The organism is Lelliottia nimipressuralis (assembly GCF_004115925.1).
Lineage (GTDB): Bacteria > Pseudomonadota > Gammaproteobacteria > Enterobacterales > Enterobacteriaceae > Enterobacter > Enterobacter nimipressuralis.
Genome location: NZ_SDDX01000006.1, coordinates 1 through 22,249 on the forward strand (window position 1 = coordinate 1; position 22,249 = coordinate 22,249).

20 protein-coding genes and 1 riboswitch are annotated in these 22,249 nt (G+C 54.0%); of the genes, 10 read left to right on the forward strand and 10 right to left on the reverse strand.

Features of this window, described 5'->3' with window-relative positions; all coding sequences use genetic code 11:
- From ETG88_RS05825 to rpoC, 9 genes are all read left to right on the forward strand, one after another.
- Positions 1-188: EF-Tu C-terminal domain-related protein (locus tag ETG88_RS05825; protein ID WP_000308341.1), on the forward strand; the 188-nt coding region annotated here is incomplete at its 5' end.
- A 230-nt stretch (positions 189-418) separates the two neighbouring features.
- Complete coding sequence (gene secE / locus ETG88_RS05830; protein ID WP_003862342.1) at positions 419-802, forward strand: preprotein translocase subunit SecE; 384 nt, start codon at positions 419-421, stop codon at positions 800-802.
- 1 nt (position 803) lies between these two features.
- Complete coding sequence (gene nusG, locus ETG88_RS05835) at positions 804-1,349, forward strand: transcription termination/antitermination protein NusG (protein ID WP_002438628.1); 546 nt, start codon at positions 804-806, stop codon at positions 1,347-1,349.
- A 156-nt stretch (positions 1,350-1,505) separates the two neighbouring features.
- Positions 1,506-1,934, forward strand: a complete 429-nt coding sequence (gene rplK, locus ETG88_RS05840; protein WP_004097640.1) for a 50S ribosomal protein L11 — start codon at positions 1,506-1,508, stop codon at positions 1,932-1,934.
- 3 nt (positions 1,935-1,937) lie between these two features.
- The gene (rplA, locus tag ETG88_RS05845) at positions 1,938-2,642 is read left to right on the forward strand and encodes a 50S ribosomal protein L1 (protein ID WP_100778109.1); all 705 of its coding nucleotides are present in this window, start codon (positions 1,938-1,940) and stop codon (positions 2,640-2,642) included.
- 291 nt (positions 2,643-2,933) lie between these two features.
- On the forward strand, positions 2,934-3,431 hold the full coding sequence (gene rplJ, locus ETG88_RS05850; RefSeq protein WP_007704673.1) for a 50S ribosomal protein L10: 498 nt from the start codon (positions 2,934-2,936) through the stop codon (positions 3,429-3,431).
- Positions 3,432-3,497: 66 nt separating this feature from the next.
- Entirely contained in the window at positions 3,498-3,863 is a 366-nt protein-coding gene (rplL, locus tag ETG88_RS05855) for a 50S ribosomal protein L7/L12 (protein WP_095280280.1), read from the forward strand.
- A gap of 320 nt (positions 3,864-4,183) precedes the next feature.
- Complete coding sequence (gene rpoB, locus ETG88_RS05860; protein ID WP_102105780.1) at positions 4,184-8,212, forward strand: DNA-directed RNA polymerase subunit beta; 4,029 nt, start codon at positions 4,184-4,186, stop codon at positions 8,210-8,212.
- A gap of 77 nt (positions 8,213-8,289) precedes the next feature.
- Positions 8,290-12,513 (forward strand): DNA-directed RNA polymerase subunit beta', encoded by a 4,224-nt coding sequence (rpoC, locus tag ETG88_RS05865; RefSeq protein WP_100778107.1) that lies wholly within the window; start codon positions 8,290-8,292, stop codon positions 12,511-12,513.
- Positions 12,514-12,628: 115 nt separating this feature from the next.
- Here rpoC and ETG88_RS05870 read toward each other — a convergent pair whose 3' ends face one another.
- The 10 genes from ETG88_RS05870 to rsd all read right to left on the reverse strand — a co-directional run bounded on the left by ETG88_RS05870 (position 12,629) and on the right by rsd (position 21,353).
- A complete protein-coding gene (locus tag ETG88_RS05870) occupies positions 12,629-12,946 on the reverse strand; it encodes a PTS lactose/cellobiose transporter subunit IIA (RefSeq protein ID WP_100778106.1) in 318 nt (105 codons plus the stop codon).
- A 3-nt stretch (positions 12,947-12,949) separates the two neighbouring features.
- Positions 12,950-13,255, reverse strand: coding sequence for a PTS sugar transporter subunit IIB (locus tag ETG88_RS05875; RefSeq protein WP_100778105.1), 306 nt, complete (start codon positions 13,253-13,255; stop codon positions 12,950-12,952).
- Positions 13,256-13,431: 176 nt separating this feature from the next.
- On the reverse strand, positions 13,432-14,976 hold the full coding sequence (locus ETG88_RS05880; RefSeq protein WP_129034925.1) for a sensor domain-containing diguanylate cyclase: 1,545 nt from the start codon (positions 14,974-14,976) through the stop codon (positions 13,432-13,434).
- A 269-nt stretch (positions 14,977-15,245) separates the two neighbouring features.
- Positions 15,246-16,379 (reverse strand): 2-iminoacetate synthase ThiH, encoded by a 1,134-nt coding sequence (gene thiH / locus ETG88_RS05885; protein ID WP_129034926.1) that lies wholly within the window; start codon positions 16,377-16,379, stop codon positions 15,246-15,248.
- Positions 16,376-17,146: a thiazole synthase gene (gene thiG, locus ETG88_RS05890; RefSeq protein WP_129034927.1), complete on the reverse strand. Its 771-nt coding sequence runs from the start codon at positions 17,144-17,146 to the stop codon at positions 16,376-16,378. The genes thiH and thiG overlap by 4 nt, the downstream gene beginning before the upstream one ends.
- Position 17,147: 1 nt before the next feature.
- The gene (thiS, locus tag ETG88_RS05895) at positions 17,148-17,348 is read right to left on the reverse strand and encodes a sulfur carrier protein ThiS (protein WP_102105775.1); all 201 of its coding nucleotides are present in this window, start codon (positions 17,346-17,348) and stop codon (positions 17,148-17,150) included.
- Positions 17,332-18,087: a thiazole biosynthesis adenylyltransferase ThiF gene (gene thiF / locus ETG88_RS05900; protein ID WP_129034928.1), complete on the reverse strand. Its 756-nt coding sequence runs from the start codon at positions 18,085-18,087 to the stop codon at positions 17,332-17,334. The genes thiS and thiF overlap by 17 nt, the downstream gene beginning before the upstream one ends.
- Entirely contained in the window at positions 18,080-18,715 is a 636-nt protein-coding gene (gene thiE, locus ETG88_RS05905) for a thiamine phosphate synthase (protein WP_129034929.1), read from the reverse strand. Before thiE ends, thiF begins: the two co-directional genes overlap by 8 nt.
- Positions 18,715-20,610 (reverse strand): phosphomethylpyrimidine synthase ThiC, encoded by a 1,896-nt coding sequence (thiC, locus tag ETG88_RS05910; protein WP_107702478.1) that lies wholly within the window; start codon positions 20,608-20,610, stop codon positions 18,715-18,717. The genes thiE and thiC overlap by 1 nt, the downstream gene beginning before the upstream one ends.
- Before the next feature lie 83 nt (positions 20,611-20,693).
- Positions 20,694-20,802: riboswitch (TPP riboswitch) on the reverse strand.
- A 53-nt stretch (positions 20,803-20,855) separates the two neighbouring features.
- Positions 20,856-21,353, reverse strand: coding sequence for a sigma D regulator (rsd, locus tag ETG88_RS05915; protein WP_100778097.1), 498 nt, complete (start codon positions 21,351-21,353; stop codon positions 20,856-20,858).
- Positions 21,354-21,450: 97 nt separating this feature from the next.
- On the opposite strand from rsd, the gene nudC reads away from it, so the two are divergent.
- Positions 21,451-22,224 carry an NAD(+) diphosphatase gene (gene nudC, locus ETG88_RS05920; protein WP_123429646.1) on the forward strand — a complete coding sequence of 258 codons (774 nt, stop codon included), beginning with the start codon at positions 21,451-21,453 and terminating at the stop codon, positions 22,222-22,224.
- Positions 22,225-22,249: the final 25 nt, after the last annotated feature.

Consider the following 22,249-nt stretch of genomic DNA (forward strand, 5'->3'; position numbering starts at 1 on the left):
TCCGTACAACTGACGTGACAGGTACCATCGAACTGCCAGAAGGCGTAGAGATGGTAATGCCAGGCGACAACATCAAAATGGTTGTTACCCTGATCCACCCAATCGCGATGGATGACGGTCTGCGTTTCGCAATCCGTGAAGGCGGCCGTACTGTTGGTGCAGGCGTTGTTGCTAAAGTTCTCGGCTAATCGCTGATAACATTTGACGCAATGCGCAATAAAAGGGCATCATTTGATGCCCTTTTTGCACGCTTTCGAACCAGAACCTGGCTCATCAGTGATTTTTTTTTGTCATAATCATTGCTGAGACAGGCTCTGTAGAGGGCGTTTAGTCCGAAAAGCGATTGGTATTTTCGGGTTGGATCGCCTCGCTCTCGCGGGGTGAAATTGTTTGTAGAATACTTCTGACAGGTTGGTTTATGAGTGCGAATACCGAAGCTCAAGGGAGCGGTCGCGGCCTGGAAGCGATGAAGTGGGTAGTTGTGGCCGTGCTGCTGATTGTGGCTATTGTTGGCAACTACCTCTATCGTGACATGATGCTGCCGTTGCGTGCGCTGGCCGTAGTAATTCTTATTGCTGCAGCGGGTGGTGTCGCGCTGTTGACGACAAAAGGTAAAGCGACCGTTGCTTTTGCCCGCGAAGCGCGAACCGAAGTTCGCAAGGTCATTTGGCCGACTCGCCAGGAAACATTGCACACCACGCTGATTGTGGCAGCAGTGACAGCAGTCATGTCACTGATTCTGTGGGGACTGGATGGTATTCTGGTTCGCCTGGTTTCCTTTATCACTGGCCTGAGGTTCTAAGATGTCTGAAGCCCCTAAAAAGCGCTGGTACGTCGTTCAGGCGTTCTCCGGTTTTGAAGGCCGCGTAGCCACTTCGCTGCGTGAGCATATCAAATTACACAATATGGAAGAGTTGTTTGGTGAAGTCATGGTTCCGACCGAAGAAGTGGTCGAGATCCGTGGTGGCCAGCGTCGCAAAAGCGAGCGCAAATTCTTCCCGGGTTACGTGCTGGTTCAGATGGTGATGAACGATGCAAGCTGGCACCTGGTGCGCAGCGTCCCGCGCGTAATGGGCTTTATCGGCGGCACGTCCGATCGTCCGGCACCAATCAGCGACAAAGAAGTTGATGCGATTATGAACCGCCTGCAGCAGGTTGGTGATAAGCCGCGTCCGAAAACGCTGTTTGAACCGGGTGAAATGGTTCGTGTTAGCGACGGTCCGTTTGCTGACTTTAACGGCGTGGTTGAAGAAGTGGACTACGAGAAGTCCCGCCTGAAAGTTTCTGTTTCTATCTTCGGTCGTGCGACCCCGGTAGAACTGGACTTTGCCCAGGTAGAAAAAGCCTAAGCAGCCGATCAAAAAAGCGGCGATTTAATCGTTGCACAGGGCGCGAGATTGGAATACAATTTCGCGCCTTTTGTTTTTATGGGTTCCGACCCGTAAAACGATATTTATCACGGGGAGCCTCCTTGAGGCGCTATAACCCATTTAGAGGATTTTAGAATGGCTAAGAAAGTACAAGCCTATGTCAAGCTGCAGGTTGCAGCTGGTATGGCTAACCCAAGTCCACCAGTTGGTCCAGCTCTGGGTCAGCAGGGTGTTAACATCATGGAATTCTGTAAAGCGTTCAACGCAAAAACTGAATCCCTTGAAAAAGGTTTGCCAATTCCGGTTGTTATCACCGTATATGCTGACCGTTCTTTCACTTTCGTTACCAAGACCCCGCCGGCAGCAGTTCTGCTGAAAAAAGCGGCTGGTATCAAGTCTGGTTCCGGTAAGCCGAACAAAGATAAAGTTGGTAAAATTTCCCGCGCTCAGCTGCAGGAAATCGCGCAGACCAAAGCTGCCGACATGACTGGTTCCGACATTGAAGCGATGACTCGCTCCATTGAAGGTACTGCACGTTCCATGGGCCTGGTAGTGGAGGACTAAGAAATGGCTAAACTGACCAAGCGCATGTCCGTGATCCGTGACAAAGTTGATGCGACCAAACAATACGACATCACCGAAGCTATCGCTCTGCTGAAAGAACTGGCTACCGCTAAGTTCGTTGAAAGCGTTGACGTTGCTGTAAACCTCGGTATCGACGCTCGTAAATCTGATCAGAACGTTCGTGGCGCAACTGTACTGCCACACGGTACTGGCCGTTCCGTACGCGTAGCTGTATTTGCTCAGGGTGCAAACGCTGAAGCTGCTAAAGCTGCTGGCGCTGAACTGGTAGGTATGGAAGATCTGGCTGATCAGATCAAAAAAGGCGAAATGAACTTTGACGTTGTTATTGCTTCCCCGGATGCAATGCGCGTTGTTGGCCAGCTGGGCCAGGTTCTGGGTCCACGCGGCCTGATGCCAAACCCTAAAGTTGGTACTGTAACTCCTAACGTTGCTGAAGCGGTTAAGAACGCTAAAGCGGGTCAGGTTCGTTATCGTAACGACAAAAACGGCATTATCCACACTACCATCGGTAAAGTGGACTTCGACGCTGACAAATTGAAAGAAAACCTGGAATCTCTGCTGGTTGCGCTGAAAAAAGCAAAACCAACTCAGGCTAAAGGCGTGTACATCAAGAAAATTAGCATCTCCACCACTATGGGTGCAGGTGTTGCAGTTGACCAGGCTGGCCTGAGCGCTGCTGCAAACTAATACCTTTACGTGGGCGGTGGATTTGTCTACAATCTTACCCCCACGTTTGCTAACGAAAGTTAGCAGGTAAAAAGATTTGTTCGTTGGAGCCTGGCCTAATCCAGGCCTCCGTCGAAGACCGCAGGTGTCTCGAAAGAGGCTTAATGCCCTGCGTAGACGGTGACAGAACGCTAAGATTATTTCTGATACTCTGGCTTGTTTCTGCTCACCGTATTAAGACGCTCTTTCCGTTGGGAAGAGTGAAGTGAGTTCCGGAACATGAGTTCCGGCAAACATCCAGGAGCAAAGCTAATGGCTTTAAATCTTCAAGACAAACAAGCGATTGTTGCTGAAGTCAGCGAAGTAGCCAAAGGCGCGCTGTCTGCAGTAGTTGCGGATTCCCGCGGCGTAACTGTAGACAAAATGACTGAACTGCGTAAAGCAGGTCGCGAAGCCGGCGTATACATGCGTGTTGTTCGTAACACCCTGCTGCGCCGTGTTGTTGAAGGTACTCAGTTTGAGTGCCTGAAAGACGCGTTCGTTGGTCCGACCCTGATTGCATATTCTATGGAACACCCGGGCGCAGCTGCTCGTCTGTTCAAAGATTTCGCGAAAGCGAATGCAAAATTTGAGGTCAAAGCCGCAGCCTTTGAAGGTGAGTTGATCCCGGCATCGCAAATCGATCGCCTGGCAACCCTGCCGACCTACGAAGAAGCAATTGCACGCCTGATGGCAACCATGAAAGAAGCTTCGGCTGGCAAACTGGTTCGCACTCTGGCTGCTGTTCGCGATGCAAAAGAAGCTGCTTAATAGCCGTTTTCTTTATCAAGCATTCGCTTACGTATAAACTTATTCTGATTTTCAGGAACAATTTAAATGTCTATCACTAAAGATCAAATCATTGAAGCAGTTGCAGCTATGTCCGTAATGGACGTTGTAGAACTGATTTCTGCAATGGAAGAAAAATTCGGTGTTTCCGCTGCTGCTGCTGTAGCTGTAGCTGCTGGCCCGGCTGAAGCTGCTGAAGAAAAAACTGAATTCGACGTAATTCTGAAAGCTGCTGGCGCTAACAAAGTTGCTGTAATCAAAGCAGTACGTAGCGCAACTGGCCTGGGTCTGAAAGAAGCTAAAGACCTGGTAGAATCTGCTCCAGCCGCTCTGAAAGAAGGCGTGAGCAAAGATGACGCAGAAGCACTGAAAAAATCTCTGGAAGAAGCTGGCGCTGAAGTTGAAGTTAAATAAGCCAACCCTTCCGGTTGCAGCCTGAGAAATTAGGCTGATGGCTGGTGACTTTTTAGTCACCAGCCTTTTTGCGCTGTAAGGCGCCAGTAGCATTTCACACTGTTTGACTGCTGGTTGTCCTGACAATGCTTGTTTCTATCGACGCCTTAATATACTGCGACAGGGTGCTCGCTCTGTGTAAATCGCAACGAAATGGTTTAAGCGTGATAGCAACAGGTATTGCGGAAAGTATTCAATTTTCCGATCAACAAAACGGTGTTGCACAAACTGTCCCTTCGTCGGACAGATGGGTCGACTTGTCAGCGAGCTGAGGAACCCTAATGGTTTACTCCTATACCGAGAAAAAACGTATTCGTAAGGATTTTGGTAAACGTCCACAAGTTCTGGATATACCTTATCTCCTTTCTATCCAGCTTGACTCGTTCCAGAAGTTTATCGAGCAAGATCCTGAAGGGCAGTATGGTCTGGAAGCAGCCTTCCGTTCCGTATTCCCAATCAAAAGCTATAGCGGTAATTCTGAGCTGCAATACGTCAGCTACCGCCTTGGCGAACCGGTATTTGACGTTCAGGAATGTCAGATCCGTGGTGTGACCTATTCCGCACCGCTGCGCGTCAAACTGCGTCTGGTTGTCTATGAGCGCGAAGCGCCAGAAGGCACCGTTAAAGACATTAAAGAACAAGAAGTCTACATGGGTGAAATTCCACTCATGACGGACAACGGTACTTTTGTCATCAACGGCACAGAGCGTGTTATCGTTTCCCAGCTGCATCGTAGCCCGGGTGTCTTCTTCGACAGCGATAAAGGTAAAACACACTCTTCCGGTAAAGTACTGTATAACGCGCGCATCATTCCTTACCGTGGTTCATGGCTGGACTTCGAGTTCGATCCGAAAGACAACCTGTTTGTCCGTATCGACCGTCGTCGTAAACTGCCAGCGACCATCATTCTGCGTGCGTTGAGCTATACCACTGAGCAGATCCTTGACCTGTTCTTCGAGAAAGTGATCTTTGAGATCCGCGACAACAAGCTGCAAATGGAGCTGCTGCCGGAACGTCTGCGTGGCGAAACCGCGTCGTTCGACATCGAATCCGACGGCAAAGTGTACGTGGAAAAAGGTCGCCGTATCACTGCGCGCCATATCCGCCAGCTGGAAAAAGATGAAATCAAACACATCGAAGTTCCGGTTGAATACATCGCGGGCAAAGTGGCAGCAAAAGATTACGTTGATGCTTCAACTGGCGAACTGATCTGCCCGGCTAACATGGAGCTGAGCCTGGATCTGTTGGCTAAGCTGAGCCAGTCTGGTCACAAACGTATCGAAACGCTGTTCACCAACGATCTGGATCACGGTCCGTACATCTCTGAGACTGTACGCGTCGACCCAACTAACGATCGTCTGAGCGCGCTGGTAGAAATCTACCGTATGATGCGCCCTGGTGAGCCACCAACGCGTGAAGCGGCTGAAAGCCTGTTTGAGAACCTGTTCTTCTCCGAAGACCGCTACGATCTGTCCGCGGTTGGTCGTATGAAGTTCAACCGTTCTCTGCTGCGTGACGCGATCGAAGGTTCCGGTATCCTGAGCAAAGAAGACATCATCGAAGTGATGAAAAAGCTCATTGATATCCGTAACGGCAAAGGCGAAGTGGATGATATCGACCACCTCGGCAACCGTCGTATCCGTTCCGTAGGCGAAATGGCGGAAAACCAATTCCGTGTTGGCCTGGTACGTGTTGAGCGTGCGGTGAAAGAGCGTCTGTCTCTGGGCGATCTGGATACCCTGATGCCTCAGGATATGATCAACGCCAAGCCAATTTCTGCCGCAGTGAAAGAGTTCTTTGGTTCCAGCCAGCTGTCTCAGTTCATGGACCAGAACAACCCACTGTCTGAAATTACGCACAAACGTCGTATCTCTGCACTCGGCCCAGGCGGTCTGACCCGTGAACGTGCAGGCTTTGAAGTTCGAGACGTACACCCGACTCACTACGGTCGCGTATGTCCAATCGAAACGCCTGAAGGTCCAAACATCGGTCTGATCAACTCCCTGTCCGTGTACGCACAGACTAACGAATACGGTTTCCTCGAGACTCCGTACCGTAAAGTGACTGACGGTGTTGTAACCGACGAAATTCATTACCTGTCTGCTATCGAAGAAGGTAACTACGTCATCGCTCAGGCGAACACCAACCTGGACGAAGAAGGTCGTTTCGTTGACGATCTCGTTACCTGCCGTAGCAAAGGCGAATCCAGCCTTTTCAGCAATGATCAGGTGGACTACATGGACGTTTCCACGCAGCAGATCGTTTCTGTTGGTGCGTCCCTGATTCCATTCCTGGAACACGATGACGCCAACCGTGCATTGATGGGTGCGAACATGCAACGTCAGGCGGTTCCGACTCTGCGCGCTGATAAGCCGCTGGTTGGTACCGGTATGGAACGTGCTGTTGCCGTTGACTCCGGTGTAACCGCAGTTGCTAAACGTGGCGGTACTGTTCAGTACGTTGATGCTTCCCGTATCGTTATCAAAGTTAACGAAGACGAGATGTATCCGGGCGAAGCAGGCATCGACATCTATAACCTGACGAAGTACACCCGTTCTAACCAGAACACCTGCATCAACCAGATGCCGTGTGTGTCTCTGGGTGAGCCGGTTGAGCGCGGCGACGTGCTGGCAGATGGTCCGTCTACCGATCTCGGTGAACTGGCGCTCGGCCAGAACATGCGCGTAGCGTTCATGCCGTGGAACGGTTACAACTTCGAAGACTCCATCCTCGTGTCCGAGCGTGTGGTCCAGGAAGATCGTTTCACCACAATTCACATTCAGGAACTGGCATGTGTGTCCCGTGACACCAAGCTGGGGCCAGAAGAGATCACTGCTGACATCCCGAACGTGGGTGAAGCTGCGCTCTCTAAACTTGATGAATCCGGTATCGTTTACATCGGTGCAGAAGTGACCGGCGGCGACATTCTGGTTGGTAAGGTAACGCCGAAAGGTGAAACCCAGCTGACGCCAGAAGAGAAACTGCTGCGTGCCATCTTCGGTGAGAAAGCGTCTGACGTTAAAGACTCTTCTCTGCGTGTACCAAACGGTGTTTCCGGTACGGTTATCGACGTTCAGGTCTTTACTCGCGATGGCGTAGAAAAAGACAAACGTGCGCTGGAAATCGAAGAGATGCAGCTGAAGCAGGCGAAAAAAGACCTGTCTGAAGAACTGCAGATCCTCGAAGCTGGCCTGTTTAGTCGTATCTATGCTGCGCTGGTCTCCGGTGGCATCGAAGCTGAGAAGCTCGACAAACTGCCTCGCGACCGCTGGCTGGAACTGGGCCTGGCCGACGAAGAGAAACAAAGTCAGCTGGAACAACTGGCTGAGCAGTACGACGAACTGAAACACGAGTTCGAGAAAAAACTCGAAGCGAAACGCCGCAAAATCACTCAGGGCGACGATCTGGCACCAGGCGTGCTGAAGATTGTTAAGGTTTATCTGGCCGTTAAACGTCAGATTCAGCCTGGTGATAAAATGGCAGGTCGTCACGGTAACAAAGGTGTTATCTCCAAAATCAACCCGATCGAAGATATGCCTCACGATGCTAACGGTACGCCGGTAGATATCGTGCTGAACCCACTGGGTGTACCGTCTCGTATGAACATTGGTCAGATCCTCGAAACTCACCTGGGTATGGCTGCGAAAGGTATCGGCGAGAAAATCAACGCCATGCTGAAGCAGCAGGAAGAAGTCGCGAAACTGCGCGAATTCATCCAGCGTGCGTACGATCTGGGCACTGATGTTCGTCAGAAAGTTGACCTGAACACCTTCAGCGATGACGAAGTTCTGCGTCTGGCTGAGAACCTGAAAAAAGGCATGCCGATCGCAACACCGGTCTTCGATGGTGCGAAAGAGTCTGAAATCAAGGAACTGTTACAGCTGGGTGGCCTGCCGACTTCCGGTCAGATCACACTGTTCGACGGTCGTACCGGTGAGCAATTCGAGCGCCAGGTTACCGTTGGCTACATGTACATGCTGAAACTGAACCACCTGGTTGATGACAAGATGCATGCGCGTTCTACCGGTTCTTACAGCCTGGTTACTCAGCAGCCGCTGGGTGGTAAGGCACAGTTCGGTGGTCAGCGCTTCGGTGAGATGGAAGTGTGGGCGCTTGAAGCATATGGCGCGGCATACACCCTGCAGGAAATGCTTACCGTTAAGTCTGATGACGTGAACGGCCGTACGAAGATGTATAAAAACATCGTCGACGGTAACCATCAGATGGAACCGGGCATGCCGGAATCCTTCAACGTACTGTTGAAAGAGATCCGTTCCCTGGGTATCAACATCGAGCTGGAAGACGAGTAACTCTCGCTCAAACAGGTCACTGGTGCCGGATTAATAACCCGGCACCAGATTGTGCTAACTCCGACGGGAGCAAATCCGTGAAAGACTTATTAAAGTTTCTGAAAGCGCAAACTAAAACCGAAGAGTTTGATGCGATCAAAATTGCTCTGGCATCGCCAGACATGATCCGTTCATGGTCTTTCGGTGAAGTTAAGAAGCCGGAAACCATCAACTACCGTACGTTCAAACCTGAGCGTGACGGCCTTTTCTGTGCGCGTATTTTCGGGCCAGTAAAAGATTACGAGTGCCTGTGCGGTAAGTACAAGCGCCTGAAACACCGTGGTGTGATCTGTGAGAAGTGCGGCGTTGAAGTGACCCAAACTAAAGTGCGCCGTGAGCGCATGGGCCACATCGAGCTTGCGTCTCCGACTGCTCACATCTGGTTCCTGAAATCTCTGCCGTCCCGTATCGGTCTGCTGCTGGATATGCCGCTGCGCGATATCGAACGTGTTCTGTACTTCGAATCTTATGTTGTTATCGAAGGCGGGATGACGAATCTGGAACGTAACCAGATTCTGACCGAAGAACAGTATCTGGACGCGCTGGAAGAGTTCGGTGACGAATTCGACGCGAAAATGGGTGCGGAAGCTATTCAGGCCCTGCTGAAAAGCATGGATCTGGAGCAAGAGTGCGAGCAGCTGCGTGAAGAGCTGAACGAAACCAACTCCGAAACCAAGCGTAAAAAGCTGACCAAGCGTATCAAGCTGTTGGAAGCGTTCGTTCAGTCTGGTAACAAACCAGAGTGGATGATTCTGACCGTTCTGCCGGTTCTGCCGCCAGATCTGCGTCCGCTGGTTCCGCTGGATGGTGGTCGTTTCGCGACTTCCGACCTGAACGATCTGTATCGTCGCGTGATCAACCGTAACAACCGTCTGAAACGACTGTTGGATCTGGCTGCGCCTGACATCATCGTACGCAACGAAAAACGTATGCTGCAGGAAGCGGTCGACGCCCTGCTGGATAACGGTCGTCGCGGTCGTGCGATCACCGGTTCTAACAAACGTCCTCTGAAATCTTTGGCCGATATGATCAAAGGTAAACAGGGTCGTTTCCGTCAGAACCTGCTCGGTAAGCGTGTTGACTACTCCGGTCGTTCTGTAATCACCGTAGGTCCATACCTGCGTCTGCATCAGTGCGGTCTGCCGAAGAAAATGGCACTGGAACTGTTCAAACCGTTCATCTACGGCAAGCTGGAACTGCGTGGCCTGGCCACCACCATCAAAGCCGCTAAGAAAATGGTTGAGCGCGAAGAAGCTGTCGTTTGGGATATCCTGGACGAAGTTATCCGCGAACACCCGGTACTGCTGAACCGTGCACCAACTCTGCACCGTTTGGGTATCCAGGCGTTTGAACCGGTTCTGATCGAAGGTAAAGCAATTCAGCTGCACCCGCTGGTTTGTGCGGCATATAACGCCGACTTCGATGGTGACCAGATGGCTGTTCACGTACCGCTGACGCTGGAAGCCCAGCTCGAAGCGCGTGCGCTGATGATGTCTACCAACAACATCCTGTCACCTGCGAACGGCGAGCCAATCATCGTTCCTTCTCAGGACGTTGTACTGGGTCTGTACTACATGACCCGTGACTGTGTTAACGCCAAAGGCGAAGGCATGGTGCTGACTGGCCCTAAAGAAGCTGAGCGTATTTACCGCGCTGGCCTGGCCTCTCTGCATGCGCGCGTTAAAGTGCGTATCACTGAATACGAAAAAGATGCGAGCGGCGAATTCGTTGCGAAAACCAGCCTGATCGATACGACTGTTGGTCGTGCGATTCTGTGGATGATCGTGCCGAAAGGTCTGCCTTTCTCCATCGTCAACCAGGCGCTGGGCAAGAAAGCGATCTCCAAAATGCTGAACACCTGTTACCGCATTTTGGGTCTGAAACCGACCGTTATCTTCGCTGACCAGACGATGTACACCGGCTTTGCTTATGCAGCGCGTTCAGGTGCATCTGTTGGTATCGATGACATGGTGATCCCACAGAAGAAATACGAGATCATCAGCGAAGCCGAAGCTGAAGTGGCCGAAATCCAGGAGCAGTTCCAGTCTGGTCTGGTTACCGCGGGCGAACGCTACAACAAAGTTATCGATATTTGGGCTGCGGCGAACGATCGCGTTTCCAAAGCGATGATGGACAACCTGCAAACTGAAACCGTCATTAACCGTGAAGGTAAAGAAGAGCAGCAGGTTTCCTTCAACAGCATCTACATGATGGCCGACTCCGGTGCGCGTGGTTCCGCAGCACAGATTCGTCAGCTGGCAGGTATGCGTGGTCTGATGGCGAAACCAGATGGTTCCATCATCGAGACGCCAATCACCGCGAACTTCCGTGAAGGTCTGAACGTACTCCAGTACTTCATCTCCACGCACGGTGCGCGTAAAGGTCTGGCGGATACCGCACTGAAAACAGCAAACTCCGGTTATCTGACGCGTCGTCTGGTTGACGTTGCGCAGGATCTGGTGGTGACTGAAGACGATTGTGGCACCCTCGAAGGTATCACCATGACCCCGGTTATCGAGGGTGGTGATGTTAAAGAGCCACTGCGCGATCGCGTTCTGGGTCGTGTGACTGCTGAAGACGTACTGAAACCAGGTACCGCAGACATTCTGGTTCCACGCAACACTCTGCTGCACGAACAGTGGTGTGACCTGCTGGAAGAGAACTCTGTCGACTCCGTGAAAGTGCGTTCTGTCGTATCCTGTGACACCGACTTTGGTGTATGTGCGCACTGCTATGGTCGTGACCTGGCGCGTGGCCACATCATCAACAAAGGTGAAGCAATCGGCGTTATCGCGGCACAGTCAATCGGTGAGCCGGGTACACAGCTGACGATGCGTACGTTCCACATCGGTGGTGCGGCATCTCGTGCGGCTGCTGAATCCAGCATCCAGGTGAAAAACAAGGGTAGCATCAAGCTGTCTAACGCCAAGTCGGTTGTTAACTCCGCTGGCAAGCTGGTTGTGACCTCTCGTAACACCGAGCTGAAGCTGATCGACGAATTCGGTCGTACCAAAGAGAGCTACAAAGTACCTTACGGTGCTGTGATGGCGAAAGGCGATGGCGAACAGGTTGCTGGCGGCGAGACCGTAGCAAACTGGGATCCGCACACCATGCCGGTAATCACCGAAGTGGCGGGCTTCATTCGCTTCACCGATATGATCGATGGCCAGACGATTACTCGTCAGACCGACGAACTGACCGGTCTCTCCTCTCTGGTGGTTCTGGATTCTGCAGAACGTACCGCGGGTGGTAAAGATCTGCGTCCGGCACTGAAAATCGTTGATGCTAACGGTAACGACGTTCTGATCCCAGGCACCGATATGCCTGCTCAGTACTTCCTGCCAGGTAAAGCGATTGTGCAGCTGGAAGATGGCGTACAGATCAGCGGTGGTGACACCCTGGCGCGTATTCCACAGGAATCTGGCGGTACCAAGGACATCACCGGTGGTCTGCCACGCGTTGCTGACCTGTTCGAAGCACGTCGTCCGAAAGAGCCAGCTATCCTTGCGGAAATCAGCGGTATCATTTCCTTCGGTAAAGAGACCAAAGGGAAACGTCGTCTGGTTATCACTCCGTTAGACGGTAGCGAGCCATACGAAGAGATGATTCCTAAGTGGCGTCAGCTCAACGTGTTCGAAGGCGAACGTGTAGAACGTGGTGACGTGGTTTCCGATGGTCCAGAAGCGCCGCACGACATTCTGCGTCTTCGTGGTGTTCACGCGGTAACGCGTTATATCACCAACGAAGTACAGGACGTTTACCGTCTGCAGGGCGTTAAGATTAACGATAAGCACATCGAAGTTATCGTTCGTCAGATGCTGCGTAAAGCAACCATCGATAGCGCTGGCAGCTCGGACTTCCTGGAAGGCGAGCAGGTGGAATACTCCCGCGTCAAGATTGCAAACCGCGATCTGGAAGCGAACGGCAAAGTGGCGGCGCTCTACTCCCGCGACCTGCTGGGTATCACCAAAGCGTCTCTGGCAACCGAGTCCTTCATCTCTGCAGCATCCTTCCAGGAGACCACGCGTGTCCTGACCGAAGCGGCTGTTGCGGGTAAACGTGATGAACTGCGCGGTCTGAAAGAGAACGTTATCGTGGGTCGTCTGATCCCGGCTGGTACCGGTTATGCTTACCACCAGGATCGTATGCGTCGTCGTGCTGCGGGCGAACTACCAGCTGCACCTCAGGTAACTGCGGAAGATGCTTCTGCAAGCCTGGCAGAACTGCTGAACGCAGGTCTGGGCGGCTCTGACAACGATTAATCGTTGATGCCCGGCGGTGAAAATCGCCGGGTAACGAAACCCAGGTCGTAAAAGCGCTAGCGCCAATCGACAACAAAAAACCCGCCTCGGCGGGTTTTTTTATATCTCTATTTTTTCAGTTCAGCAGCGGCAGGCGACGATAAAGCTCAATCATGTCTCCCGCCAGATCCTGAATCACCATCGCGTTCATCAGGTGGTCCTGCGAATGAACGGTAATGAGATTCACCGGGAGTTTGCCGGTGCCTTCATCAAGGCCAATCAGCTGGGTCTGGATGGTATGCGCGTGCTTCACATATTCACGCGACTCTTCCATCGCTTGTTCGGCGCCCTCGAAGTCACCTTTACGTGCCAGTTGCAGCGCGGTCAACGCCGCACTGCGCGCCGCTCCTGCGTTTACCAGCAACTCCATGATGGTTGTTTCTAAATCTTCCATGTTTTACTCCAACAGTTTGAGTGCTTTTTCGAGCACGGCATCGCCTTTCATCATGCCGTAATCCATCATGTCGATCACCGCGACCTTTTTGCCCAGCGGTTCCGCCTGAGCCTGAAGTTTTGCCAGTTCGTATTTAACCTGTGGCCCCAGTAATACGATGTCGGCGGTGGCAATATTGTCTTTAAATTCAGCAACCGGCACGGCTTTAATGGTTACTTCAACGCCTTTTTTATCTGCGGCGTCTTTCATACGTTGAACCAGCATGCTGGTAGACATACCCGCCGCACAGCATAAAACGATGTTCTTCATAGTCAGCCTCGATGTACATGTGTTTATTGATAATTATCCCGTGCAGGCGGCTTCAACAACCGCTTTAAGACGATTGTGTGTGAGGCATCACAAAGAAATCTGCTTTTTCTGAAACCGGTTACAATTTTAACGGATTACGCGGTGCGCCCGCCAAAGCGGGCACAGAGAAAGCGGTGTTATGCGTGAGTGGAAGTGAGCAGAGTGCGGTTTTTACCCTGCTGTTTGGCTTCGTAGAGAGCTGCGTCCACGCTGCCCACTAACTGCTCCAGCGGCTCGAAGTGCCACTCTCCCAGCCCGGCGCTAAAGGTGACGTGCAAACCCTCTTCCCGCCAGGTGCGATCTGCAACCTGAAGACGCCATTTTTCCAGCAGGCTAAAAGCTGAATCACTATGTTCTGCCGGGAAGACAACGGCAAACTCCTCACCGCCGTAGCGATACACGGAAATATGCTGGGGCTGCATCACCTGGATGCCCTCCCGGGCGACGTTACGCAGTACAATATCGCCGCTCAGATGGCCCCAGGTATCGTTGATGGATTTAAAGTTATCAATATCAACCAGCGCGAGGGCAAAGGGCTGATGCTCCTTCATCAATGCCGCAACATCGCTGTCGAAGGCGCGGCGATTTTTACAACCGGTGAGCGCGTCCACGGTCGCCTGACGCACATAATCCCGCTCGCGCTCTTTGTTCGTCAGAATGGTTTTACTGAGCATCGCTTCCAGTCGCGGCGCTTGATTCACCTCGCCGGTTTTAATGGCATTAATGATGTTCATCAGTACCGTACGCGATGCGTGGCGCAGATACAGGCCAAACAAGATAATCACGATGGCGGCCAGCGCAAATCCCCAACTGACAATGTTCGTCTCGTGGCGTGTGATGTCGGTGAGCGTGGTATTAGAAACGCGGTAAATGACGAGCCAGTCCGGGTTCGTAAAGGCGTAGTAGTAGTACCAGAAGCCGGTTTTACGATCGTAGGTGTGGCCCTCGCCGCTGGTCATCTGGTCCATCAGCTCTTCACTGACATAGGTTTTAAACAAGGCTCGGGTATCCGGATGCAGTACCACCTTTCCATCGCGCTCCACCACGAAGAATTCCCCATGCATGGGGGCGACCATCTGGCGCAGGGTATATCCCATGGAAGCCAGGTCGAGATGAAATCCGAGAGTCCCTTTAACGCGACCTTCCGGCGAAATGACGGGCCGGTAGAGAGTAACGGTAAGCTGATGAGTAAAGTAATCCATGTAAGGGCTGGTATAGCGGCTTAAGGTACTCGCCTGCGCCTGACCGACAAACCACGGGCGGACGCGGGGATCAAACTTTTTGCTGCTGTCATCCGCCAGGACTTCGGGGGCACGCAGGTAGTGTCCCTGGGCATCAGCCAGAGAGATAGCCGAAACGTTCGGCATCATGTTTTGCAACTGCATCAGGGCCTGCAATCCGTTCTCGCGATCGACATTCACCGTGTTCTCAAGCTGGTTATTGCGAGAGAAGAATGTGACAGCCCGGCCAAGAATATGGTCGTTTTCACGCAGGATCGATTCCGTATAGTTCACCGCCAGGTTATGCGTGAAATTGAGGTTAATATTATGATAATCCTCTACAAAATCTTTTCGCTGCGTCAGCGTGATAAACACGGCGATCAGCACAAAACTGAGCAATATCCCCGCAAAGCTCACCAGGATAGGTGTCGTAAAAGAGAGTTTTTTACTGTGGACAGGCATGGGTTGTCAGAGATCCAGAAGAGGTGATAGTCCAAATGTATGCTGGTTAATTATACTTCCCAGATTTTAAGGCAGGATGATTTATCTTAATAACTGACCAGAAACTGCTTATTTTTGTGAAGGCAGGGCGAAACGAGGAAGAAGCTTTTCGCCCTGGTCAGCGTCCGCTGCTGACGTTTGCAGATTAAAAAAACACAGATGGTTCGACAACTGCTCAATGGTGACACTCCGAGGCTCCTCGAGAACATTTCGCCTCGTTGCATCGCGTTTCAACGTAACTGCGAGACGCGCCCCAGCCAGCTATCCCAGTCTTTCCAGACGGGCTGTAACCCCTGGGTGCTGAGCGCGTGGGCAACCTCTTCAGGCCGACGGCCATCGTGTGGGGCGAACTGCTCCAGTTCCGGATGATTATCGGCATAACCGCCCGGCTGGGTTTTGGAAAAGGCGCTGACGTTGTTAATGGCTAACGGAATGACCCGATCGCGAAACTCTGGCGATTCCCGTGTTGATAGCGACAGCTCCACTTCCGGTGCCAGCAGGCGAAACGCGCAGATCGTTTGCACCAGCTGGCGTTCATCCATGATCGACGCCGGTTCGATACCGCCAGCGCAGGGGCGCAGCCGCGGGAAAGAGATGGAGTAGCGGCTCTGCCAGTAGTGCTGCTGGAGCCACAACACGTGCTCCGCCACCATAAAACAGTCGACCCGCCAGCTGTCTGACAGCCCAATCAACGCGCCGAGACCGATTTTGTCGATCCCCGCGCGACCGAGTCGGTCCGGCGTTTCCAGGCGGAAGAAAAAATCCTGCTTTTTTCCTTTCAGGTGGTGCCGGGCGTACATTGCTTCGTGATAGGTCTCCTGATAGACCATCACGCCGTCCAGCCCAAGGGATTTCAGCTCCACGTACTCCTCTTCAGAGAGTGGCTGCACCTCCATCTGCAGGGACGAAAACCGGCGACGTATGGCCGGAACGTGCTGACGGAAATAGTCCATGCCCACTTTTCCCTGATGTTCACCGGTGACCAGCAACAGATGTTCAAAGCCCATCTCCCGGATGGCGTCACACTCACGGGCAATTTCATGCTCGTCGAGGGTTTTGCGCTTAATGCGATTGCTCATGGAAAAGCCGCAGTAGGTGCAATCATTGGCGCACAGGTTGGAAAGGTAGAGCGGCACGTAAAAGCTCACCGTGTTGCCAAAACGCTGGCGAGTGAGCCGTTGCGCGCGCTGGGCCATTGGCTCCAGATAGGCGCTGGCGGCGGGGGAGAGCAGGGCCATCAGATCTTCGCGGGAGACATGACGCGCGTTCAGGGCGTGCTCGACGTCTGCGGCGGTTTTGCTGTTGATCCGCAGGCGAATATCGTCCCAGTCCAGTTCCCGCCAGCGTTCGACGAAGGTGCTCATGAGTACGCCTCCAGAAAGCCCGTTAGCGGGCTGGTGGCCTGTGCCTGAAAACTGCGCGAGCCAGGCCCGGACTGACGCGCCAGCAGGCCTGCCTCTACAGCCAGACGAAACGCGCGCGCCATCATCACCGGATCATCAGCCACTGCAATTGCGGTGTTGACCAGCACGGCGTCGGCGCCCTTCTCAAGCGCCTGCGCCGCATGGCTCGGCACGCCGATACCCGCATCCACCACCACCGGAACGGTGGCCTGTTCAATGATAATTTCAAGCATTGCGCGGGTTTCAAGCCCCTGATTGGAACCAATCGGCGCACCCAGCGGCATCACCGCCGCGCAACCGACTTCCTCAAGCCGTTTGCAAAGCACCGGGTCCGCGCCGCAGTAGGGCAAAACTGTGAACCCTTGCTTGACGAGAATATCGGCTGCTTTCAGGGTTTCGATGGGATCGGGCAGCAGCCAGCGCGCGTCGGGATGGATTTCCAGTTTCAGCCAGCTGGTGCCCAGCGCTTCGCGTGCCAGTTGGGCGGCAAACACCGCCTCTTCTGCCGTTTTCGCCCCAGACGTGTTGGGCAGAAGCGTCACGCCCGCCGCCAGAAGCGGGGCCAGGATCGCATCGCTGTGATGACGCAAATCCACGCGTTTCATCGCCAGCGTCACCAGCTCGCTGCCGCTCTCGCGAATGGCATCGACCATCAGCTGTGGCGAAGCGAATTTTCCGGTGCCGGTGAAAAGGTGTGATTCAAAGAGTTTATCCGCAATACGTAACATATCAGCCTCCCGCGATGACCTGAAAAAGCAGGATCTGATCGCCATCGCGCACCTGCTGACGTTCCCACTGCTCTCGCGGCAGGATCTGTTGATTAAGGGCCAGCGCCATACCCGGCTTCAGCTGGCGTAGTTGGTCGAGAAGGGCTGCGACGGTAAGCCCCGAAACGCACTGCATCGGCTCATCGTTAAACAGAATGCGCATGCTGTCCTCCGCATACCGGGCAACCGCTGGCGCGCTGCAATGCCAGATGCCGCCAGTTTCCTGAACGGGCATCGAACATCCGCAGCGTATTGCGCGGGGTCGCCATTTTGCTGATGAGCTTGATCGCCTCCAGCGCCTGCAAGGTGCCCATCACGCCGACGACCGGCCCGAGAATCCCCGCCGTACGGCAGTTGCGCTGCGGCTCTTCATCGTCCGGCCACAGGCAGCGGTAGCAGCCCTGCGTCCACGGCGGCGTCAGCACCATCATCTGCCCGCCAAACCCAACGGCGCTGGCGGTAATGAGCGGCGTATCGAGGGCCACGCAGGCGGCATTGATCGCCTGACGTGTCGCCATATTGTCGGTGCAATCCAGCACCACATCGGCGCGGGCGACCTCCTGATGGAGCGCGTCTCCCTCCAGCCGCTTCTGCACGGCAATGAGCGTAATGTCAGGGTTAAGCGCATTCAGCCGCTGGGTGGTGATCTGCGCTTTTGGCTGGTTAATGTCCTCGGTGGTGAACAGGATTTGCCGCTGCAAATTGCTCAGATGAACATCGTCGTCGTCGGCTAACACCAGCGTGCCGACGCCTGCGCCAGCCAGATAGAGCGCAGCAGGCGCGCCGAGTCCTCCGAGGCCGATGATCAACACCCGGCTGTCGAGCAACTTTTGCTGACCCTCGACGGCGATATCGTCGAGCAGGATCTGGCGGCTGTAGCGCATGAAATCAGTGTCATTCATCGCCCGCTCCCGCCAGCTGCAACAGCTGTTCAGTGGCCGCTCGCCAGTCTGCTGCCTGCGTAATGGCGCTGACCACCGCGATACTGCCGACGCCGGTTTCCAGCACTGCCGGGGCACGCGCCAGGCTGATACCGCCGATAGCAACGGTCGGGTAATCACCCAGACGAGCGATATGGCGCGCCAGCTGCGCCAGCCCTTGCGGGGCTGACGGCATCTGTTTAGTTTGCGTCGGGAAGACGTGGCCGAGCGCGATATAGGAGGGGCGAGCGGTGAGCGCCACGTCGATCTCCATATCATCATGAGTCGACACGCCCAGGCGCAGGCCTGCCTCGCGAATGGCGCTCAGATCGGTGGTCTCGAGATCTTCCTGACCCAGATGCACACCGTAGGCCTGATGCTTAATCGCCAGCTGCCAGTAATCGTTGATAAATAACCGGGCGTCAAAGCGGCGCCCCAGTTCGATGGCAGCTATTACATCGCTTTCCACCTCTTCGTCACGCTTGTCTTTGATGCGCAGCTGGAGCGTTTTGACGCCCGCCTGAAGCAGGCGCTCAATCCATTCCACGCTGTCGACGACCGGGTAAAGCCCTAAGCGCAGGGGCACCGGGGGGAAATCGGGCTGGTACATTACGCCTCCTCTTTTTTGAGGTAGATTTCGCCGCCTTTAGCGCGGAAGTTTTCTGACATGTCAGCCATGCCCACTTCAATGACCTGCTTGGCGGCGTAGTCGCGCACTTCCTGGCTGATTTTCATTGAGCAGAATTTTGGCCCGCACATGGAGCAGAAGTGCGCCACTTTGCCGGACTCCTGCGGCAGGGTTTCATCGTGGTAGGCGCGCGCGGTGAACGGGTCGAGCGCCAGGTTGAACTGGTCTTCCCAGCGGAATTCAAAGCGGGCTTTCGACATGGCGTTATCGCGGATCTGCGCGCCCGGGTGGCCTTTGGCTAAATCCGCCGCGTGGGCGGCGATTTTGTAGGTGATCAGCCCCTGCTTCACGTCCTCTTTGTTCGGCAGGCCGAGATGCTCTTTCGGGGTGACATAGCAGAGCATGGCGCAGCCAAACCAGCCGATCATCGCTGCGCCGATACCGGAGGTGAAGTGGTCGTAGCCCGGTGCAATATCGGTGGTCAGCGGCCCGAGGGTGTAGAACGGTGCTTCGTGGCAGTGCTCCAGCTCTTCGGTCATATTGCGGCGAATCATCTGCATTGGCACGTGGCCAGGGCCTTCAATCATTACCTGCACGTCATATTCCCAGGCGATTTTGGTCAGCTCGCCCAGGGTGTGTAGCTCAGCAAACTGTGCTTCGTCGTTGGCATCGCGAATAGAGCCAGGACGCAGGCCGTCGCCCAGCGACAGGGAGACGTCGTAAGCGGCGCAGATTTCACAAATCTCGCGGAAGTGTTCGTAGAGGAAGTTTTCCTGATGATGCGACAGGCACCATTTCGCCATGATTGAGCCGCCGCGCGAGACAATCCCGGTCAGGCGTTTGGCGGTCATTGGCACGTAGCGCAGCAGTACACCGGCGTGGATGGTGAAGTAATCTACCCCCTGTTCGGCCTGTTCCAGCAGCGTATCGCGGAACGCTTCCCAGGTGAGATCTTCGGCGATCCCGTTTACCTTCTCCAGCGCCTGATAGATCGGGACCGTGCCGATCGGCACCGGGCTGTTACGCAGGATCCACTCGCGGGTTTCGTGGATGTAGCGCCCGGTGGAGAGATCCATCACCGTGTCCGCGCCCCAGCGGGTGGACCACACCAGTTTTTCGACCTCTTCTTCGATGGAGGAGGTGACCGCAGAGTTGCCGATATTGGCGTTCACCTTCACCAGGAAGTTGCGGCCAATAATCATCGGTTCCGATTCCGGGTGGTTTATGTTGGCAGGGATAATCGCCCGGCCAGCGGCCACTTCGTCACGCACGAATTCCGGCGTAATGTTCTCCGGCAGGCGAGCGCCAAAACCTTCGCCCGGATGCTGGTGGCGCAGAACTTCGCTGCGAATGCGCTCGCGCCCCATGTTTTCGCGGATGGCGATGAATTCCATCTCCGGCGTTACGATCCCCTGGCGTGCATAGTGCAGCTGGGTCACGCATTTTCCCGCTTTCGCCCGTTTCGGCGTCAACAGACCGGTGAAACGCAGCCCGTCCAGACCATCGTCCGCCAGACGCTCTTTGGTGTACGCGGAGCTGCGGTCGGTCAGTGATTCGCTGTCCTGGCGCGCCTCAATCCACGGCTGACGCAGTTTTGCCAGCCCCTGCTGGACGTTGATGGCCACCTCCGCATCGCCATAAGGGCCAGAGGTGTCGTAGACCGGCACTGCTTCGTTATCTTCAAACTGGGGATTTTCTTTGCTGCCACCGATGAGTGTCGGGCTGAGCTGGATTTCACGCATCGGGACGCGGATATCGTCCTGCGAACCGGTGATGTAAATACGTCTGGAGTTCGGGAAAGCGGTGCCTTCCAGGGTGTCGATGAAGTGTTGTGCTTGTGCGCGCTGTTCGCGGCGGGTCAGTTTAGTTGCAGACATAGCTCATTCCAAAAAAGTAAGGAGTGGCTTGTCAGACGACGGATGAAGCAAGAGGTGTGATCACCCAGAGAGGGTGATACAACAGCATTTTGACTCTTGTTCCCTTCGCAGGTATTAGCCTGATCAGGTTCCGCGGATCCCGAATTAACGGTCTCAGCCCGGCTTTCGCACTGGGCACTCCGACAAGAAAACGCGCCTGCAGTGCAGGTGCGGTATTTGTAAATTACTCGTTAACGCTTAAGAACTCAAGCTGGCCGCGCGATGTTGTCTTCGTTGCTGGCTTTTGGATTGCTGTCCAGCACCAGGGCGATGAGCTTGTCTTCCAGCGTGAACCGCGCTTCCATCGCTTCGCCGAGATCGGAAAGGGCCTGCTGGAAATCCAGATAATTGTCCTGATCGATGGCGTTTTCGAGCGTTGAGTCGTAATAGTCCATGATCTGCTGAGTATTGGCTTCCAGCAGCGGGTAGAGTTTCGTGGCCGCTAAATACGGGCTGGTCCCTTCCATTTCGCGAATAATACGTTCATATAGATTAAAATGACCGTCGGAAAGGTAGTCGACCAGGCTTTGACAAAAATCATCCAGCGCTTTTTCATTCAACCGCATATACGATTCTTTGCCAGGCTTAATGCCAACCAGATTGTAGTAAGCAACAAGCAAATGTTTGCGCACGTGCAGCCAGCGATCGACCAGGTCATGACTTCCTCCGACGCGCTCTGTCAGGCTTTGTAGCTGGTTTAGCATGTTTGACTCCACAAGGTTAAGATGAAAAAGCTGGCCACCCGGAAATGTAAGAATATTGTTATCAACATGCCTGTGAAGCAAAGGTAGTGCAATAGATATGGATCGTATAATTGAAAAATTAGATCGCGGCTGGTGGATCGTCAGCCACGAACAAAAATTATGGTTGCCCGGCGGAGAATTACCTTACGGCGAGGCAGGACGTTTCGATCTTGCGGGGCAGAGGGCACTTTGGCTCGGCGAATGGCAGGGCGATCCCGTGTGGTTGATCCAGCAGCATCGCCATCACGAAATGGGATCGGTTCGCCAGGTGATCGATCTGGACGTCGGTCTGTTCCAGCTTGCCGGGCGTGGCGTGCAACTGGCAGAATTTTTCCGATCCCATAAGTTCTGCGGCTACTGCGGGCACACCATGCACCAGAGCAAATCCGAGTGGGCCATGCTGTGCAGCCACTGCCGGGAGCGCTACTACCCGCAAATCGCCCCGTGCATCATCGTCGCCATTCGTCGGGATGACACTATTCTGCTGGCGCAACACACTCGCCATCGCAACGGCGTGCATACGGTGCTGGCCGGCTTTGTCGAAGTGGGTGAGACGCTCGAACAGGCTGTTGCTCGCGAAGTGATGGAAGAGAGCAGCATCAAGGTTAAAAACCTGCGTTACGTCACCTCCCAGCCGTGGCCCTTCCCCATGTCGCTGATGACCGCGTTTATGGCGGATTATGACAGCGGCGATATAGTGATCGACCAAAAAGAGCTGCTGGAAGCCAACTGGTATCGCTACGACGACTTACCCCTTCTTCCGCCACCAGGCACCGTGGCGCGTCGTCTGATAGAAGATACCGTCGCGATGTGTCGGGCCGACTATGAATGAATCACATGTTACACTGGCGGCATGA

Excerpts from the sequence above, each read along its gene's own strand:
- secE (WP_003862342.1), top strand. The coding sequence starts at position 419 with ATGAGTGCGAATACCGAAGCTCAAGGGAGCGGTCGCGGCCTGGAAGCG.
- nusG (WP_002438628.1), top strand. The coding sequence starts at position 804 with ATGTCTGAAGCCCCTAAAAAGCGCTGGTACGTCGTTCAGGCGTTCTCC.
- rplK (WP_004097640.1), top strand. The coding sequence starts at position 1,506 with ATGGCTAAGAAAGTACAAGCCTATGTCAAGCTGCAGGTTGCAGCTGGT.
- rplA (WP_100778109.1), top strand. The coding sequence starts at position 1,938 with ATGGCTAAACTGACCAAGCGCATGTCCGTGATCCGTGACAAAGTTGAT.
- rplJ (WP_007704673.1), top strand. The coding sequence starts at position 2,934 with ATGGCTTTAAATCTTCAAGACAAACAAGCGATTGTTGCTGAAGTCAGC.
- rplL (WP_095280280.1), top strand. The coding sequence starts at position 3,498 with ATGTCTATCACTAAAGATCAAATCATTGAAGCAGTTGCAGCTATGTCC.
- rpoB (WP_102105780.1), top strand. The coding sequence starts at position 4,184 with ATGGTTTACTCCTATACCGAGAAAAAACGTATTCGTAAGGATTTTGGT.
- ETG88_RS05870 (WP_100778106.1), bottom strand. The coding sequence starts at position 12,946 with ATGGAAGATTTAGAAACAACCATCATGGAGTTGCTGGTAAACGCAGGA.
- ETG88_RS05875 (WP_100778105.1), bottom strand. The coding sequence starts at position 13,255 with ATGAAGAACATCGTTTTATGCTGTGCGGCGGGTATGTCTACCAGCATG.
- ETG88_RS05880 (WP_129034925.1), bottom strand. The coding sequence starts at position 14,976 with ATGCCTGTCCACAGTAAAAAACTCTCTTTTACGACACCTATCCTGGTG.
- thiH (WP_129034926.1), bottom strand. The coding sequence starts at position 16,379 with ATGAGCACCTTCGTCGAACGCTGGCGGGAACTGGACTGGGACGATATT.
- thiG (WP_129034927.1), bottom strand. The coding sequence starts at position 17,146 with ATGTTACGTATTGCGGATAAACTCTTTGAATCACACCTTTTCACCGGC.
- thiS (WP_102105775.1), bottom strand. The coding sequence starts at position 17,348 with ATGCGCATTCTGTTTAACGATGAGCCGATGCAGTGCGTTTCGGGGCTT.
- thiF (WP_129034928.1), bottom strand. The coding sequence starts at position 18,087 with ATGAATGACACTGATTTCATGCGCTACAGCCGCCAGATCCTGCTCGAC.
- thiE (WP_129034929.1), bottom strand. The coding sequence starts at position 18,715 with ATGTACCAGCCCGATTTCCCCCCGGTGCCCCTGCGCTTAGGGCTTTAC.
- thiC (WP_107702478.1), bottom strand. The coding sequence starts at position 20,610 with ATGTCTGCAACTAAACTGACCCGCCGCGAACAGCGCGCACAAGCACAA.
- rsd (WP_100778097.1), bottom strand. The coding sequence starts at position 21,353 with ATGCTAAACCAGCTACAAAGCCTGACAGAGCGCGTCGGAGGAAGTCAT.
- nudC (WP_123429646.1), top strand. The coding sequence starts at position 21,451 with ATGGATCGTATAATTGAAAAATTAGATCGCGGCTGGTGGATCGTCAGC.